The sequence below is a fragment of the Biomaibacter acetigenes genome (genome assembly GCF_003691585.1).
Classification (GTDB): Bacteria; Bacillota; Thermosediminibacteria; order Thermosediminibacterales; family Tepidanaerobacteraceae; genus Biomaibacter; species Biomaibacter acetigenes.
In genome coordinates, this window is the sequence record NZ_CP033169.1 from 509352 (window position 1) to 527262 (window position 17911).

At 43.8% G+C, this 17911-nt stretch carries 16 protein-coding genes and 4 riboswitches; of the genes, 12 read left to right on the forward strand and 4 right to left on the reverse strand.

Features of this window, described 5'->3' with window-relative positions; all coding sequences use genetic code 11:
* Positions 1-40 precede the first annotated feature (40 nt).
* Together D2962_RS02450 and D2962_RS02460 are read left to right on the forward strand one after the other, a co-directional pair.
* Positions 41-520 (forward strand): QueT transporter family protein, encoded by a 480-nt coding sequence (locus D2962_RS02450; RefSeq protein WP_122014010.1) that lies wholly within the window; start codon positions 41-43, stop codon positions 518-520.
* 306 nt (positions 521-826) lie between these two features.
* On the forward strand, positions 827-2020 hold the full coding sequence (locus D2962_RS02460; RefSeq protein ID WP_122014011.1) for an MFS transporter: 1194 nt from the start codon (positions 827-829) through the stop codon (positions 2018-2020).
* Positions 2021-2143: 123 nt separating this feature from the next.
* Here the strand turns inward: D2962_RS02460 and D2962_RS02465 are convergent, their stop codons facing one another.
* Complete coding sequence (locus D2962_RS02465) at positions 2144-2665, reverse strand: NUDIX domain-containing protein (RefSeq protein WP_122014012.1); 522 nt, start codon at positions 2663-2665, stop codon at positions 2144-2146.
* A gap of 92 nt (positions 2666-2757) precedes the next feature.
* Positions 2758-2816, reverse strand: a riboswitch (Fluoride riboswitch).
* Positions 2817-3005: 189 nt separating this feature from the next.
* Here D2962_RS02465 and D2962_RS02470 point away from each other — a divergent pair.
* Positions 3006-3179 carry a universal stress protein gene (locus tag D2962_RS02470; RefSeq protein WP_120766043.1) on the forward strand — a complete coding sequence of 58 codons (174 nt, stop codon included), beginning with the start codon at positions 3006-3008 and terminating at the stop codon, positions 3177-3179.
* A 9-nt stretch (positions 3180-3188) separates the two neighbouring features.
* On the opposite strand, the gene D2962_RS02475 is transcribed toward D2962_RS02470, so the two are convergent.
* Positions 3189-3941: a DUF6062 family protein gene (locus D2962_RS02475; protein ID WP_122014013.1), complete on the reverse strand. Its 753-nt coding sequence runs from the start codon at positions 3939-3941 to the stop codon at positions 3189-3191.
* Positions 3942-4021: 80 nt separating this feature from the next.
* Positions 4022-4079, reverse strand: a riboswitch (Fluoride riboswitch).
* Positions 4080-4176: 97 nt separating this feature from the next.
* Positions 4177-4234: riboswitch (Fluoride riboswitch) on the forward strand.
* A 71-nt stretch (positions 4235-4305) separates the two neighbouring features.
* Between D2962_RS02475 and D2962_RS02480 the strand changes: the two genes are divergently transcribed.
* The 9 genes from D2962_RS02480 (at position 4306) to D2962_RS17400 (ending at position 14940) form a co-directional block, all read left to right on the forward strand.
* Positions 4306-5271: an AAA family ATPase gene (locus D2962_RS02480; RefSeq protein ID WP_120766045.1), complete on the forward strand. Its 966-nt coding sequence runs from the start codon at positions 4306-4308 to the stop codon at positions 5269-5271.
* A gap of 1 nt (position 5272) precedes the next feature.
* Positions 5273-6442, forward strand: a complete 1170-nt coding sequence (locus tag D2962_RS02485; RefSeq protein ID WP_122014014.1) for a DUF58 domain-containing protein — start codon at positions 5273-5275, stop codon at positions 6440-6442.
* Positions 6414-6698 carry a hypothetical protein gene (locus D2962_RS02490; RefSeq protein WP_122014015.1) on the forward strand — a complete coding sequence of 95 codons (285 nt, stop codon included), beginning with the start codon at positions 6414-6416 and terminating at the stop codon, positions 6696-6698. The genes D2962_RS02485 and D2962_RS02490 overlap by 29 nt, the downstream gene beginning before the upstream one ends.
* A gap of 28 nt (positions 6699-6726) precedes the next feature.
* The gene (locus D2962_RS02495; RefSeq protein WP_122014016.1) at positions 6727-7764 is read left to right on the forward strand and encodes a DUF4129 domain-containing protein; all 1038 of its coding nucleotides are present in this window, start codon (positions 6727-6729) and stop codon (positions 7762-7764) included.
* Between the two features lie 118 nt (positions 7765-7882).
* A riboswitch (cobalamin riboswitch) is annotated at positions 7883-8073 on the forward strand.
* A gap of 225 nt (positions 8074-8298) precedes the next feature.
* Positions 8299-10878 carry an S-layer homology domain-containing protein gene (locus D2962_RS02500; protein WP_122014017.1) on the forward strand — a complete coding sequence of 860 codons (2580 nt, stop codon included), beginning with the start codon at positions 8299-8301 and terminating at the stop codon, positions 10876-10878.
* A 22-nt stretch (positions 10879-10900) separates the two neighbouring features.
* The gene (locus D2962_RS02505; RefSeq protein WP_122014018.1) at positions 10901-11671 is read left to right on the forward strand and encodes a DUF4430 domain-containing protein; all 771 of its coding nucleotides are present in this window, start codon (positions 10901-10903) and stop codon (positions 11669-11671) included.
* A gap of 28 nt (positions 11672-11699) precedes the next feature.
* A complete protein-coding gene (locus tag D2962_RS02510) occupies positions 11700-12629 on the forward strand; it encodes an energy-coupling factor transporter transmembrane component T (protein WP_122014019.1) in 930 nt (309 codons plus the stop codon).
* A complete protein-coding gene (locus D2962_RS02515) occupies positions 12602-14314 on the forward strand; it encodes an ABC transporter ATP-binding protein (RefSeq protein WP_122014020.1) in 1713 nt (570 codons plus the stop codon). The genes D2962_RS02510 and D2962_RS02515 overlap by 28 nt, the downstream gene beginning before the upstream one ends.
* 26 nt (positions 14315-14340) lie before the next feature.
* The gene (locus D2962_RS17400; RefSeq protein WP_162991068.1) at positions 14341-14940 is read left to right on the forward strand and encodes an ECF transporter S component; all 600 of its coding nucleotides are present in this window, start codon (positions 14341-14343) and stop codon (positions 14938-14940) included.
* A 114-nt stretch (positions 14941-15054) separates the two neighbouring features.
* Here the strand turns inward: D2962_RS17400 and D2962_RS02525 are convergent, their stop codons facing one another.
* Positions 15055-16464, reverse strand: coding sequence for a YfcC family protein (locus D2962_RS02525; RefSeq protein ID WP_122014022.1), 1410 nt, complete (start codon positions 16462-16464; stop codon positions 15055-15057).
* 1 nt (position 16465) lies between these two features.
* Positions 16466-17839: an N-acyl-D-amino-acid deacylase family protein gene (locus D2962_RS02530; protein ID WP_122014023.1), complete on the reverse strand. Its 1374-nt coding sequence runs from the start codon at positions 17837-17839 to the stop codon at positions 16466-16468.
* Positions 17840-17911 lie beyond the last annotated feature (72 nt).

The window sequence follows — 17911 nt, forward strand, 5'->3', positions numbered from 1 at the left end:
TTATTTAAAACTGCAAAATCACTCGGAGCAGAGGGATAACATGTCCGTAATGAAGCCTGTAAAGAAATTAACTGTTTCGGGGATAATAATGGCTGTATATATCGATTTAATGTATCTGGCACAGATACTTTCCTTGGGACAGATTAGAATAAGGATTGCCGATTGTGCTTATATATTAAGTTATGTTTATTCTTTTCTTGCCATTCCTTTAGGACTTGCAAATTTTTTATATGGCCTTTTTTTTGGTGGGTTTGGACTCATCGATGCAGTTGGATGGGCTGTTGTAGGAATTATTACATCGGAAGGAGTCAACCTAGTTAAACGAATTGGATTAAGCGAATGGTTCACAGTGATACCCGTTATATGCATACCTAGCCAACTGGCTCCTTTATGGTTATCCCCCATACTGCATCTGCCTTATGTAGTTTTAACTGTTAGTATAAGTATAGGTCAAATAGTACCTGCATGTATGGGGGTATTTTTACTCAAAAAACTCAAGAATCTACTTCCGGAACATTAACATTGGTATATCTGTTTAAAAAGCAATAATAAGTAAAGAATTACCTACAATGATTGCAGCATCAGGCTACTCGCTTATGAAAACCGATATCAGTATGACGAGAATGGAAGTTATTAGTTTATGTATAGGCTTTATTATGTCTTTCATAACAGCAGCCTTAGTTGTAGATAAATTTATTGGATACCTTAAAAGGAAACCGCTAAAGATTTTGCTATCTATAGAGTAGCTGCAGGCATACTTCTATTAATCTTGATAAAAATGAAAATACTTTAAAACCTTACAACCATAATGAAAGGATGGTATTATATGGATAAAGAAGTGAAACGGGAAACCACTGATATCATAAAAAATGTAGCGTTTAAATTTGTTATGTTGTTCGGCGTAGTAAGTTTATTTTCGGATATGACCCACGAAGGGGCACGAAGTATCACCGGTCCTTTTTTAGCGACTCTCGGTGCGAGCGGCTCCATCGTCGGAATAGTGAGTGGTTTTGGGGAGTTTATGGGGTATGCGGTCCGCCTGCTTTCCGGCTATTTGACCGATAAAACCGGCAAATATTGGGTTATAACCTTTATTGGCTATGCAATAAATTTGCTGGCGGTCCCTGCACTGGCTCTTGCCGGACACTGGGAAGTTGCTGCTATCTTAATTATTGCAGAGCGTGCAGGAAGAGCAATACGTATCCCCGCCAGGGATGCCATGCTTTCTTATGCAACATCCAAAATGGGCCGGGGCATGGGGTTCGGCATCCACGAAGCCATGGACCAGCTCGGCGCCACGTTGGGGCCCCTCATTATTACGGGAGTTGTTTACATAGATGGCGGTTACCGCAATGCATTAGGACTTCTGCTAATACCGGCTATTTTAGCATTAAGCGTGCTCACAGCTGCCAGATTCAACTATCCCCGGCCCCGAGATTTCGAAGTAAATCCGGTAAAACCCCAAGATAAGAATTATCGCTATCCCAAAATATATTGGTTGTACCTTGCCGCAGTTGTTGCGATTGCCGTCGGATATGCCGATTTTCCGCTAATTTCTTACCATTTCAATAATGCAGCAACTGTCACAAAAGAATGGATCCCGCTTTTTTATGCGATTGCAATGGGAGTAGACGGGGCTGCTGCATTAGCATTCGGACGTTTCTACGACCAAAAGGGATTTTCAGTTTTGGTTGTTGCTGCTCTACTTTCTGCCTTTTTTGCCCCTTTAGTTTTCCTGGGTGGATTTTACTTTGCTTTAATAGGGATGGTATTGTGGGGAATTGGTATGGGGGCGCAAGAATCTATCATGCGTGCCGCAATAGCGGATATTATTCCGGCAGATAGGCGCGGTTCAGCATACGGGATATTTAATACTGCCTATGGAGTATTTTGGTTTATCGGAAGTGCATTAATGGGTATTCTTTATGATATTTCAATCCCATATTTAGTCATCTTTTCTGTTGCAGCACAGCTTGTATCTGTTCCGTTGCTTCTCCATTTAGTAAAGAGTAAAGCATAATACTGGTAGCTCACGCCTTCCTCTGATAAAAACAAGGGGCAGGATAAAACAAACAATGATAGGCGGTTCCCTTGACATACTGTCTGAAAATATATTAAAGGAACCGCCTTTTTATACAAAAAATCATTCCACACCGTATTTTGTGTCCACATCAGTATAGCTTTCCCATAAATTTTTCAAATAAGTACCTCGGAAGGTTTCCCCTTTAGATAAACGTTTAATATATGTTTTTATATCCGGCAACAATATAATTTCATCGAGTTTTGATAATGGCAAAAACGCCGGCTCATCATATTTTTCATCCAGAAAAGCCCATCTTGGTTTTCTTACATTGCCTTCTATTCGTTTTGCTTCAAAAAAAAAGTTGATAATATGCCGTTCACCATCCGGCCATATGCTTTCACCAAGAAATAATAATGGCCCGATTTCTACTTTAATGCTAGTTTCCTCAAAGGTTTCACGTTTTGCACAGGTTTCCAGCGTTTCTCCCTGCAAAACCCCTCCGCCGGGAAATACCCAATAATCTTTGATTGCAGTTGGTTTTGCATCATAGTCAGGATGATATTTTCTTGCCGATACATTATGGCGGACAAGAAGGATCTCCTCATGTTCGATTAATATAATGCCTGCTCTTATTTTGATCATTTTTAAAACCTCCCTATAAACTTTCGTTTTCTAAATTTTCTCGCTCATTCTTAGAATTTTACCCTGTAAAATAAAAAAACCCCTACCAAAAAAATCTGGTAGGAGCCATTAGCCCATCAGCATTAATGCGGGCTCCATCGCCTTATATTGCCAATAGTTTCTGCTTTTCTAAATAAATTAAACCATAAGTCCAACAGTTTGTCAAATAATTTCATAGACTTGAAATCATGATATTATATATTTTTAACTTTTTGTGAAATAATATATAGGTATATTGATATTATATTATATATCAGTTGCAAATTGCCCCTGCCATATACAAAATACCTAACAGAAAATTGTGCCCGGGCATCCGGCGGAAATTTTAATACACATTGCTGAAGAAGGGTATTATGATTTGATCGTAGTGGCGGATAAAGGCATGGGCGGAGTAAAAAGATTTTTAATGGGAAGTATTTCCGAAGCTGTGGCAAGATATGCAAAATGCCCTGTCTTAATAATAAAAAGCAAGTAAAACATTTACTTATTTAAAAGCAGCATTGCTGGAATAATTGCTGGAGTAATAGTTTAAAGCTTTGATCCATGCCTTTTGCTCTTCGCCCTTGGGCTCATCGGAAAAGCGATAGTCGAGCTTGTGGAAGAAAAGTTCGAAGTCCTGTTTTATATTTTCCAGGCGTCTAATCATGTCACCGGTGAGAAAATCCAGGGAAGCAGAATCAGAACAGAGTTCAAGTACTTGAACAAAATGTTTTCTGCACAATCCATCTGATTGAATATATTTTGTTCTAAAATCCGGTTCATTCTGTAGTAACTTTACGAATACCATGGCGGCAAAAATGGAAAAATCCCGGCTGGTTTTGCAAAACTTGCATTCAATGTTTTTATCGAATTGACGGGTGATCACTTTTTTAATCTTTTTTTGTATTATGCTTTTTGAAGCCCCAGATAAAATATTAATAATGGGATTTTTAAACCTCGATTTCAATTTGAAAAAACCGCCGGGATTAATGTTTTTCTTCATTTCTTTTAATTTATTTATATCATTATTTACCAGGAATTGAAAGGTTATAGATAGGAAATTATCTCCCAGGGTGCGGAGCGTTTCTGCATGGATGTCACAAATGGCGGGGTTTTTTGCCAGGATTTCCAGTGTGGAAATGTCATGATAGTTCTCTGTAAAAAACCACCACAAGGATTTTTCCATGGAATTTTTGACTACATTGCATATGGGGCAGCCTTTCTGCTCCAGTGCTTCTTTTATTTCGTATTCCATCATTTCAAACACCTCGAAAGTTAAAATGTAGGTTTTACTATTCCGGTTTAATCCAAAATTAAACAGCTCCTACCAGTAAAATAACATTGGTAGGAGCCATTAGCTTTCAGCACAAGGGCGAGCCCCATCGCCTGATAGAAACCATTCATCGGTTTGGTTAATATTATACTTGTTTTTTTCAGTAAAGTAAACAAATTATTGTTGCAGTATTGTTAAAATAACTGTATAATAAAATCATCTTATATGAGGTGATGGAGCTCACCTGAAATGCCTTGGCTGATAGCTCCTGCAATCCATCGGTATTGCAGGAGCTTTAATTTTGATAAAATCACCGGAGAAAAGAAAATTTACATTGGGGGTCTTATAAATGGATTTTGCGGATTTCTCGAAGAAAGTAGACCGCATAAGGCAAAATGCGGCTACTGTGATGGTTGGGAGGGAAAAGACGATGGAGCTTATTTTGACGGCTCTGCTGGCCGGAGGGCACGTGCTGCTGGAGGATGTACCCGGCGTCGGCAAGACCATGATGGCAAAAACCATAGCTAAATGCCTGGATTTAAAATTCGGAAGGATTCAATTTACGCCGGACCTTATGCCTTCCGATGTCCTGGGGGTTAATGTCTATAATCAGAAGGAGGCGGAGTTTGAATTCAGGCCGGGCCCCATCATGACGAATATCCTGCTGGCCGATGAAATAAACAGGGCCACGCCGAAAACTCAGTCCAGCCTGCTGGAGGCCATGGAAGAAAAGCAGTTTACCGTTGAAGGTGTTACAAGAGTGCTGGAAATGCCCTTTATGGTCATAGCCACCCAGAACCCCATTGAAATGGAGGGAACCTTTCCCCTGCCTGAAGCCCAGATGGACAGGTTTCTGATGAGAATCGACATGGGATATCCGTCGCTGGAAGAAGAGCGGGAGATTATACATCGTTTTGGAGAAAAAAATCCCTTGCATGAGATTGAGCCCGCTGTTGGCAGAGAAGATATTTTAGAGATGCAAAACCATATAAATGGAATCTATATGGATAGAGCCGTAGAAGATTACCTTTTGAATATTGTGCGGGAAACAAGGGCCCATGTTTCGATGAGATTGGGCGCAAGCCCCAGGGCTTCGCTCTATCTTTACAGAAGTGCCAGAGCGCTGGCTGCGGTGAGGGGAAGAACTTATGTAATTCCCGATGATATAAAAGACCTGACGGTTCCGGTATTGAGCCACCGAATAGTCCTTACATCCAGAAATCTGCTGGAGGATGTAAGACCCGAACAGGTGATTCTGGATATTTTGAATAAAGTGCCGGTGCCGGTGGAAAATCTGGAGGAATGGGGCAGGTAATATGCTGGGGGTATTGATTTTAATATCGATATTGCTGGCCGTCGGAGTTTCACTCCTGTGGGGCCGCTGCAGCTTTGCGGGATTGAATTTCTCTCACCGCCTGAGCAGGGAATGTGCTTTTTTTGGCGAACGGCTGGAGTATTCTCAGGAGATAACGAACAACAAACTGCTTCCGCAGCCGTGGCTTATGGTTGAAACGGAAGTACCCTCTGACGTCGGGTTTTTAAAGGGCAGGCCTTCGGCTCATTATAAGGTAAAGAAGCGGATGCTTTCGGCGCTTTTTTCGGCGATGTGGTATGAAAAAATAACCAAAAAATATCCGATTTTGTGCGAAAACAGGGGATATTATTTCTTCGGCCCCACCAGGATTTTATCCGGAGACATTTTTGGATTTGTTAAAATAAGCATGATCAATAATGTTCTGGTGAAACTCGTGGTCTATCCCCGCATACTGGATGTAAAGACGGAAAGCGGCGAAAATTACAGCCCGGCGGGAAGCCTCGTCAAAAAAAGTTTTGTCTTCAAAGATTCCTACAATGTATCCGGAACGAGGGATTATGTGCCGGGAGACAGTATAAAGAGCATAGACTGGAAAGCTTCCGCAAGGACGGCAAGATTGATAGTAAGGGAGTATGACGCAAGTTTTAACAGAAAGGCCGCGGTGTTTTTAAATATAAATACGTATCAGTTTCCATGGGAAGGAATAGACGTAAACCTGCTGGAGCTTTCCATAATGACCGCAGCCTCGGTTGTAAATAAGGCCGTATCGGAAGGGTTTGACGTCATGTTTCTCAGCAACGCCAGAGTAATGTCTGAAGATATGGATACCGAACTTACCACCTGCATACCCTACGGGAGGGGTATATCCCACCTGAAAGTAATTCTGGAAAGCCTCGCCCGCATGCATCCTTTCAGCATGATTGCCCTGGAAGATGTGATGTTAAAAGCATACTCAAGATTGAAACGCGATGAGAAGATCATTTGCATTACCCCATATTTAAGCGAACGCATGACAGAATTGTTAAAATTCATGGCATTGAAAGGTATTGATATTACTCTCATTTTGACAGGCAATAAAGATAATAATGTAAAAGCTTTTGAAAGAATTAAAACATACAGGATAGCAGGGGAGGGAAACTGGCGTGAAATGGAGGAAATTAGACTGGTTTAATATAATAAAACAGTTTTTCATACTGGGGTTGGGCTACTCTCTTTTGCGAACAGGAATCATTATAATAGATTATTACAGGGTGCTCGGCAAAACGCCTTTGCCGCAGCCCGGGGAAATTGCGGTTTTAATAATTGCGGGAAAGCTATTTGAAAATGTGCATTCAAAGCTGGCAGGTGCAAATCAAAGACGGCTTATTTTTCTTTTTTGTATCCTGATTCTTACTCTGTACAGTTTATCGCCGGGACCCTTTTATTGAAGTTGATTTTTCGCGGATTATACGACTTGTGACAATATATCTGCCGTTTATTTACGGCGCTTCCGTCAACAAAAGGATAGAACATTACGATATGTTGAACAGATTAAAGATTTATACTGCGCTTCTTATATTATTATCATTTTTTGTCAAAAGCGCGAAACTGTTTGAAGAATTATTGCCTGTGCTTTTCATGTATATGATTTTATCTCTGATAATCCTTGCTTTCTATAACATGGAACAGGTGGGGTCCACAATGCCGGAAAATTATGCGGGTTCTATGAGAAAGAGATGGATCTGGCTATCTATTGCAGTTTCAATTCTGCTCTCCGCCGGAGCCGGGCTGATTTTTTCGGCGTATAATCCGCTTTGCGCTAAAAATGTTTTTATCATGTTCGGGTATTTTTATAATCGTTTTGTCGATGTCTTCATAAAAATTATAACGCCTGTTGCGGCTCCCATAATATATATTTTCGGATATATTATCAATATTTTAAAAAGATTTGTCAGGTACCAGGAGCCAGAGCCTGTCGAAGCAGATCCCGGCGGCGATTCAATATTTGCTCACGCGGAATATAAGGGTCTGCCTCCTTCTGTTACAACTTTTTTTAAAGCGATGGTGCTGGTTGGCGTCATAGCCGGATTTACCGCTGTGCTGGCACTGGTCTTGAAAAAATGGTTGTCCGCCCGGGCGGAGGATGTTGAAGAAATAAGGGAATCGGTGTTCGAGTGGAAGAATGTAAAGAAAAATATAATGGAATCGATGAGATGCTTAACACATATGCGCCGGCCGAAAAAAGGAACAGTTGAGTTTTCCGACACCCCGGCATTCAGGGTGCGCAAGCTCTATGTAGATTTGATGAGGAAAGTCGGGGAAAAAGGTTGCGTCCGGGAGCCGTCCCAGACGCCCCTGGAATTTATTCCTTTTATTGTAAATCTATATGGCGAAGGCTGTAAGACTTTGATTCAAACCATAACCCAGATATACATCAGGGCGAGGTATTACCCCGAGTCAATAACAAAGCAAGATGTGTTGGATGCCAGGGAAGCCTCCAAAAAACTGCCTTGAGGCAAGCCTCAACTTTCATCGAGATACCTTGACACTTCAGTAATAAGCGCTTATTATGAGGATAGGTTTTTGATGTTTTAATTCCTAATAGACGCTTGACATATGGATTTGTTTAAACTATGATTTAATTACAAGCAATTTTTTGTAAAATTAAAGAGGCAGGCAACCAAGGGAAACCGGTGAGATTCCGGTGCGGTCGCGCCACTGTGAAGGGGAGTGACCCCACATGATGCCACTGGAGGAAATCCGGGAAGGCGTGGGGAAACTTTGAACCTGAGCCAGGAGACCTGAGGCCTGTGGTAAAATTGCTCCCACGCAGGATGGGCAAGGCAATACCCCCTGATTTTCGGAGCAGGGGTTTTTATTTTGCAGGGTTTCAAAGTTAGCCGATGAGTAAAGGCGGTCTTTTCACCCATCCATAAGGGAGAACCTTTGAAAGGAGGGGTGTAAAGGTCGCTTTTTAATTTATAAGTTGCAAATTCCCTTAAACAGGACGCCGTGGGCGGTAACATTAAAATCAAAGGGGGAAATTCCGTGACATTTAAGAGAATAAACCGGCAATTGATTTCCATTATACTTGCAACATGCCTTTTAATAAGTATATTTGTGCCCTTTATTGTGGCCGGAAAAGCCCAGGCTGCGGAAAATCCAGCGACTCTCGCTTCAACAGAACTGGCAGATAAAGCTGTGCGATTCATTAATGATAAGTTCAAGGCAGGGGAAAACATCGACGGATACGCCGCCTATGTGTTGACGGCAGCAGGAGAGGACCTTACATCGACAGAATGGGTGTACCAGGGTGCTACATTAAAGCAAAAAATTATTGCTTCCGTTGATGCCATCCGGGATATCGGTACGGTTTCAGGCGATGTATATTATCCAAATACAAAAACCGTTGCCCTGGACCTTTTGGCATTAAGTAAATGGCAGGAGACAGACAGAATAAATAAACTGGCGGATTTATTGATAAAAAAACATACCGACAAAGGCTTTGAAAACAGCGTATACAGCGATATGTGGGCATATATTGCGCTGGGCGAAGCCGGCAAGATAGGTGATCTCGATGCTGCGAAAGCCAAAAGCTATATCCTCGGAAAACAGAGCAAAACAGGGGATGTGGCCGGTGCCTGGGGAGAGACCTGGGGCGATGCATTTTTCCCAGACTTTTTGTCCACCGCCCAGGCCATACGAGCATTGACTTACCTCCCGGGAGCAGATAGCGACAGTGAGATAAAAAGTGCGATAGATAATGGTCTTGCCTATCTCAAAAAGTTTCAGCAATCCGACGGTAGCATCTATGTTACGGCACCATGGCCTGATGACCCGGTGGTGGACACATCGGAGGTAATTATTACCTTAAAGAAATTGGGGCAGGATCCGGCTTCCTGGAAAAACAGCCAGGGGCTTTCACCTGTGGACTACATGCTGAAAAACGCCCTGAACGTCGATGGAAGTTTTGGCCCCATGAAGAATGTTTTCGGTGCTGCCGAAGCCTTAAGCGCATTTCTCGTGATTGATGGCGAGGGTGGTTCCGGAGGAACAACTCCATCTGTACCGGTACTTCAGGAAATCAATGTTGACATAGCGGTGGTAGGCAAAGACGGTGATTTGCTTTTCGGACCGGATACCGTAATATTATCACCTGACGACAGATGGGGTCTGACGGCTCTGGGAGCTCTGGATGCGACCGGCCTTGACTATGTAGATGACGACGGTTTTGTAAAGAGCGTCGAAGGCCAGGCAAACAGCGGCATGAACGGATGGATGTATAAAGTCAACGGTAGGGTGCCGAAAGTATTAGCTTCTGAAAAGGCGGTAGAAGACGGGGATGAAGTCATCTGGTGGTACAGCACTGACTATAGCTCCAGTGGTCCTACATGGGGGAGTCTATTGGACAAAAATGGTGCTGTACTTTCTCAAGATAGTGTCCCCCAGGATTTAAAAGAACAGAACAATAGCCTTCCCACATCTTTGCAGGCCTCGGGCGAAGCTCTGGATGTGCTCGGAGATATCCAAAGAAAACTCGGGATAAAGCAGGATGATAATTTACCTCTGGCTGAAATAAGGAATAAAACAGTAGTTGTTGTAGGAAGAGATAAATCGTGGACGCTGGATGAGATCAAAGTCCTGAAAAAGCAGCTTAAGGATAACAGTGTCAATGTTTCGAAAGATGTGGCATCAGATAAGGGTGCGATCATCGCTGATGAAAAGGGAGAAGTAGCCCTGGCCGTACCTGAAGGAGCATTGAAAAAGGACGTTAAAATCACCGTGAAAGAGACAGGTTTTAACTCTCAAGGTTATTCCAGTGGTGCAAAGGCATTGCCGCAAGGTTTCCTACCCGTAACCGATGTTTATAGCTTTGGTCCAGACGGCACAACTTTTAACACACCGGTGACCGTTACTCTGAAGATAGCTCCGACACCCCTTATAAATCCCGATAATATAAGTATGGTATGGTTTGATGAAAAGAACGGAAAATGGGTGGCAGTTCCGGCGGTGGTTGATGTTTCCAACAATATAGTCATAGCCAGGGTAAAGCACTTTTCGGATTTTGCAGTAGCAGCTAAGGAAAGCAGGAAGGATTTTGCAGATATCGATGATTCCCATGCCTGGGCAAAGGATAATATAGAACTCCTGGCAGGAGCCGGCATATTGAACGGCATCGACGGCACCCACTTTGAGCCGCAAAGGGCGGTTACTCGGGCCGAATTTGTGAGCATGCTGGCCAGGGCTCTGAACCTCGACACAAAGATAGCCGGTAATACAGTATTTAAAGATGTAAAGGCCGACGTATGGTATGCCGGCGCTATCCAGACCGTGTCCGGCAAAAACATCATAACAGGCTATGAAGACGGCACTTTCAGGCCGAATAACACCATAACCAGACAGGAAATGGCGGTGATTTTAACCCGAGCGCTGAAGCTTCTCCCGGCCGATAAGGCTTATGATTTTAAAGACTTAAATAAGATTTCCTCCTGGAGCAAAGACAGTGTATATTCCGCCGTATCTTACGGCCTTTTGAAAGGATTTCAAGACGGGACTTTTAAGCCTGCCGATGCGGCAAGCCGTGCCCAGTGTGCGGTGATAATCTATAGGATATTGACCAGCGATTAATAAATAAAAGTTGGCGAATGATATGAAAAAGGCTGTATATGTGCTAATAGGGTTGGTTTTACTGCTGGGTTTGTTCGGCCCTATGATCTTGTCCCATTATAAAGCCCCTGACAATAATAATCCGACGCAAATAGTGGATACTGATAAAGGTGCTCCCGGAGATGCTTCAGGGGACACATCTTTAGATGTGCCGAAAAGTAGTGAAGGTAGTAAACTCCCGGATGCTACATCTAGAAAAAATTCTCAAAGTATAGCAAAGGAAAATGAATCAAACGCAGACAAGAATCAGGGGCCGCAAGAGAAGAAATCCGACGCTGGAAATGTTGCGACCTCGGTAAACAATAAGGCTGGAGGGAATGCAAAAGCTTACGACGGCAATGCAAAACCTTCCGACGGGGAAAGTAAACAAGAATCAGTCGCAAATAATAACACCACAAACACTCAACAGGATTCCGGTTCCCTCAAGGTAGATGTGGCAGTGGTCGGTAAGGGCGGCAAAATCATCTTCGGACCGAAGACGGTAAGCATTGCCAAAGACAACCGATGGGGGTTTACTCCCCTGGGTGCTCTGGAAGCCACAGGATTAAAATATGATGCAGGCTCTCCTTTCAATGGTTTTGTGAAAAGCATCGAGGATATGAAAAATGAAGGAATGCAGGGCTGGATGTACAAGGTAAATGACCAGGTGCCCATGGTAGGGGCTGCCGACAAGGAGCTTAATGCCGGCGACAAGGTCATCTGGTGGTACAGTGAAGGTCTGGATAAGCCGTCGCCGACATGGGACAAATTATAAGATTATTATAAGGAAAGCGGTAGTTTGTATGATCGAGGATTTTTTCTACAAGGAAAAGGGTCTGTTTTTACAGACCCTGCATCCCGTTTCTGCCCTTGTTTATGTGGGCGTGATATTTATCCTTGCCCTCATGTTTACAAATCCCCTGTACCTCATAGGCCTACTTATCTGCATCGGCCTTGCGATACTGGCCGTCGGTGGATTTTCCATATGGGAATTTTATTTAAGGGGAATCATATACATGATGATCCCCATAATAGTATTAAACCCTTTAATATCAAGGATGGGCGATACCATATTGTGGATGGGACCTACCATCCCCGTATATGGAAGGCTAATCATAACCCTTGAATCCATCTTTTTCAGCCTGGTCATGAGCATACGGCTTTTGGATGTAGTAAGCATATTCTGCCTTTATAATATCATGATACATCCTGATAAGATATTAAATATTTTTTCCAGAGTTACTTTTAAATCCGCCCTGATTTTGTCCATTGCCACCAGGATGTTTCCGGCCATGATAAAGCAACTGGCAAACATCAAGGAGGTCCAGGTGGTAAGGGGAGTGGATTTTGAGACAGGGACTCTAAAAGAGAGGCTTAAAAAATATACCGGTTTAATAAACATTTTGGTTTTGTCTTCTCTGGAAGATTCCATGGAGATGGCCGAGGCCATGCAAGCCAGGGCTTACGGCAGCGGTAAAAGGACTTGTTATTATAAAGATTTGTTTAGGCCCCGGGATACCCTGTGCCTTGCTTCAAGCCTCATGGCTCTTCTTTTTAGCATATACGGCCAAATAAAAGGTTTTATCGTTTTTGAATTTTACCCTCGGACCGGGCAGATTATAAAGGGACCCGATACTGTGTGGATGCTGGCTATCATTCTTGTGTTACTTTTGGTTCCGTTAATTTTAAACTGGGGGTGGCTGCATTGCCCGCATTTCAGTTCCAAAATCTAAATTATATCTACCCCGAAAGGAAAGTTCCTTCTTTGAAGAACATAGACCTTACCGTAGAAGAAGGGGAGTTTTTGCTCATAACCGGTGGGTCGGGTTCGGGCAAATCCACTTTGGCTCGGGCTATGGCAGGCCTGATACCTGATTTTTACGGCGGATATTTTAGCGGCAAGATTTTTTTTAAAGGTCAGGACATACATACCCTGGATAAGCGTAAGCTTGCAAGGCTCGTGGGCATTGTATTTCAAGACCCCGAAAAGCAGCTGGTAAAAACCTGCGTGGAGGCGGAGATAGCTTTCGGCCTTGAAAACCTGGGACTTTCCCGGCAGGAGATGACAAGGCGCATAGCGGAAGTTGCAAGTTTTCTTGATCTTACGGAAATCAAGAATGAATTCACTCAAAAACTTTCCGGCGGCCAAAAGCAAAAGCTTGCACTAGCTTCGGTGCTTGCTATGCAGCCTGAAGTACTCATCCTGGATGAACCCACATCTCAGCTTGACCCAGCAGCTGCCGAAGATTTTTTAAACCTTGCGAAAAGGCTAAATGAAGACATGGGAATGACTATAGTTTTGGTAGAACAGCGATTGGAGAGATGTTTTCACCTGGCCGACAGGGTGGTAATTATGGAAGACGGCAAAATAAAAGCCATGGGTTCCCCTGAAAAGATCGCCCGCAAGAACCCTTTTTGGGAAAATCCCTTTTTACCTCCGGTAGCACGTTTTTTTGCCAGGGTGGGATTTTTAAAAGTCCCCGTGACATTAAAAGAGGGAAGAGAGATCCTGAATAAATCCTTGCCCGAAATTAATAAAGATACTGTTTCATCCCCGAAACCTTCAGTAGCAGGATTTAAGGAATATGCAAAGTTAAATGCTTCATCGAAAGAAATCTCTTCTATACTAGAATTAAAAAATGTCTGGTTTTCTTATCCTGACGGCAGGGAAGTGCTAAAAGATATAAATTTAAAAATAGAGGCCGGTGAGCAGGTAACCGTCATGGGAGCCAATGGAGCCGGAAAATCCACGCTTTTGAAAGTAATGGCGGGGCTTTTAAAACCGGGTCGGGGAAGCGCAATCCTTTTAGGAAAGTCTTTCGAAAGTCAGGATAAATTTAAAGGCGGCAAGGTTGCTTATCTTTCTCAAAACCCCAATGATTATCTCTTTCAGGATACCGTAGAGGAGGAACTTTTATTTACACTAAAAAATTTCAGTCTTCCCGATAACGGCAAAGTTGACGAGCTCTTAGAGAGGTTAAACCTGAAAGAATATAAGAAGGTAAACCCCAGGGATTTAAGCAGCGGTGAACGGCAAAGAGTCGCTTTAGCTTCTATCCTGGTGACCGACCCCGTACTACTTTTGCTGGATGAACCCACCCGAGGCATGGACTATGTGTTCAAGACGGATCTGGGTCGATATCTAAGCAAGCTTTGCCAAAAGGGTGTGGGTGTAGTCATGGTCACCCATGATGTGGAATTTGCCGCGGAGTATTCTCAAAGGGTAGTTTTAATGTATGACGGAAAAATAGTAAGCGACGGGTCGGTGCATGAAGTGCTGGGGAATTCCTTTTTCTACTCTACTCAGATGGCAAGGCTCTGCAAGGGATATGTCGAAGGAGTCTTAACCGTTGATGAAGCCGTAAAAGCTTTAGAACCGCATTTCAATTCAGGGACGGTTCTTGAATTGAAAAAATAAATTATATACAGGAATGGATTGAGAGTATGTTCTCTATTATTATCGCCATCATATTTTTAAGTCTCATGTATCTTAGCTTTGAGAAGAGTCATGTCTCTTCTAAAGAGGTGGCCCTTACTGCAGTCCTGGGAACGGTAGCCGCCATGGGGCGCATAGCCTTTGCCGCACTGCCAAACATCCAGGCTGCTACCTTTATAATCATCGTGGCAGGTTCGGTCATGGGCTGGAGGGCGGGTTTTGTGGTGGGAGCCACCGCCGCACTGGTATCAAACTTCTTTTTAGGCCAGGGACCCTGGACTATATGGCAGATGCTGGCCTGGGGGATGGCCGGGGCCTCGGCTGCCATCTTAAAAAGAACATTTCCAGACATCGGCAGGGCCGGGATGACGGTTTTTTGCTTTTTATGGGGATATTTTTTTGGATGGATTATGAACCTGTGGTACTGGTCTGCTTTTATAAGGCCCCTCAGCATAAAGTCCTTTATGGCCGCCTGCCTTGCGAGCTTCTGGTTCGACAGTTTTCATGCCGTCGGGAATGCAATCTTATATCTTTGCTTTGGTGTAAGTTTCACAAAAATATTAAAGCGTTTCCACCGCAGATTAAAGGTAACCGTATATTATGAGTAAAAGAGAAATTTGTTTGGGACCTTATAGGGAAAACTATGATACAGGTTTTGAAAAACCTAAATTTGCACTGAAATAAAAAGCCCTCGGTTTATTCCGAAGGCTTTTTTGTGAGAATCAAAATGGTCCCAAATTTATGGCCACTGCCACGGCGATGAAAATCATCTGGACAATAAATATCAGGAAAAAGAAAGGCGTGAAGAATTTCCACCAGCGATCGAGGGGAATTTTGGCTATGCTGCATATGACCGGCAGAAGAGTCGTGGGCCAGAAAACATTGGAGAAGCCGTCGCCGTACTGGAAAGCCAGCACCGCAGTCTGCCGGGTGATATGCAGCACATCGGAAAGAGGCGCCATGATGGGCATGGTGACGGCTGCCTGGCCGCTGCCGGAAGGTATCAGAAAATTAATCAGCGTCTGGACGAAAAGCATGCCTTCGGCGGCCACCCATTTCGGAAAGAGGGAAAGGGGCTGTGACAGTGCAAATACAACGGTATCGGTAATATGGCCCTGATTCATCACCATCAGGATGCCACGTCCGAGACCCACCGCAAAGGCTCCGAATACCATATCCTTACAGCCTTCAATAAAGTATTCGGCTATTTTGCTGGGAGTAAAGCCGCCGATGAGGCCGCATACTATGCCCATGATGAGGAAAAGGCCGGCGAGCTCATCGATATACCATCCCAGTTTTAAAACACCGTAGACCAGCATGACTATGGTCAAACCGACGATACCCAGAATGACCATCTGGCGACCCGTAAATTTTGCATTCAAATCATCCTGGTTCAATTTGAAAGCAGAATAGTCGATATCCTTTACAAGACTTGCCGCAGGGTTTTTCTTTATCTTTGAAGCATACCTCATGGTCCACCACACGGCAAGGGTCTCGAAGACTAAAAAGCTTACAATTCTAAAACCGAGGCCTGAAAAAAGCGGAAGATTTGCAATGCCCTGGGCGACTCCGATGGTAAAGGGGTTCATAAAGGCTGCGGCAAACCCCATAGCCACCCCGAAAGAAACCATGCACATGCCCACCAGGGCGTCGTAACCGAGAGCGATGGCGAGAGAGACAAGAATGGGAATAAATCCGAAGGTCTCCTCAAACATTCCGAATATGGCTCCCGCCAGGCCGAATATGTACATGGAAATCGGGATCATTAACTGCTCTTTGCCTTTCATTTTTCTGATGGCATGGGCGATGGCGTTGTTCAGCGTTCCGGTCTTAATGACAATATAAAATGAGGCATATACGATAAAAATAAAGAAGATGATTGGCGCCGCATCCACCATTCCCTTTTGAACCGCCACAAAAGTGCTGAAGAATCCTACGGGAGTAGATTCTATAAACTTAAATGAGCCGGGTACCACGGTCACCTTGTGGGTTGTGGGATTTTCCACCCTGTCATACTGGCCCGCGGGAATTATCCATGTAAAAATGGCGGCAAGAACTATTATGGTAAACATGATTACGAAAGTATGGGGGATTTTAAAGCTGTATTTGGGCTTGTTTTCGTTGGTTGCCATTTTATGCTCCTCCAAATCTTATTATTTTTCCATTTTGATTATTAACGGGATGACTTTTTTGCAGTGCGACTTCGCCATTGACGATAACCCATTCGATTCCTGAAGGTGATTCCAGAGGCTTTTCGAAAGTGGCCCTATCTATGATTTGTTCTGGGTCAAATATGACAATGTCCGCATCGCATCCTTCCTGAATCCTGCCTTTTTTGGAAAAATTTAGCCTCTTTGCAGGCAGAATGGTCATTTTAGAAAGGGCTTCAATTAAGTCCAGCGTCTTTTCTTCTCTTACGAATCGGCCCAGCACTTTTGGAAAAGTACCGGCCACCCGGGGATGGCCCTGGCCGTCATGGATGTAACCGTCGCTGGCCACCATTATACCGGGATGCTGTATGGCTTCCATGACTTCGTTTTGGTTCATTACAAATGCCACCACAATAGTTTCGGGATAGTGTTTTCTCAGGTCCTCAAAAATGTATTCATCGCAGTAATATCCCCTGTATTTTCCCTCCGCTACCAGAACGGCACCATAACTGCTCTTCCACCTTTCAAAACAGCCGGGATCAAAGACCGGCGAGCCTATGGTGGTACTAAAGGCGGCATAAGGGTAGCAGTCGGCTTCCACGTCTATTCCCCGCCGTTTTGCATTGTCGATAAGCGCCAATCCTTCTTTCATATTGCCGAAAGCGCAGCAGCTTCCCAGATGGGATATTTGCATGGGGAGATGGTTTTCACCGGATATGTCAATTAACTCCTGAAGGGCCTCTATTCCCCTGTCCGCATCATAACGATAATGGGCTGCCATGAGGCGGTTTTCAAATCCGTGAAGGACATTCCCCAAAGCTATGATTTCTTCGGTGGAAGCTCCGGGAGTATATTCCAGGCCGAAGGAAATGCCGACGACTCCATCCTGCAGGGCTTTTTTCAATAATGACTTCATTTCTTCTATATGCCTGTCAGATGCGGGAATATACGGATCATTAAGGTCCACCAGTTCTCTCAGGGTTTTATGGCCCATGAAACAGCAGAAATTTACCGGCATTCCTGCTCTTTCAAGCATCCCGGCATACTGCCCGAAGTCTTCGGGACTTTCTCCGCAGTTGCCTCCCACCGCCGTCGTGACACCCATGTTCAGCATGCATTCCAGGGCCCGGGTCTTAAATATTTTATGGGTATCTTGCGAGGTTATTCTATCTTCATGCATGTGGATGTCGATAAAACCCGGGCATACAACTTTGCCTTCAGCATTAATCGCACAATCTGCTGTCTCGGATGTGTCGCCGATGCGTGAAATTTTTCCGTCGGATACGGTTATATCCGTTATCCTGTCAAATGATGTTTCCGGATCAATAACCCTGCCGCCTTTAATGACTATTTTCATTAAATCCCTCCCTTCAAATCAAAATATTAGCAGCTTTACTATCATTACTGTATTTTTGAATCCCGGTATATA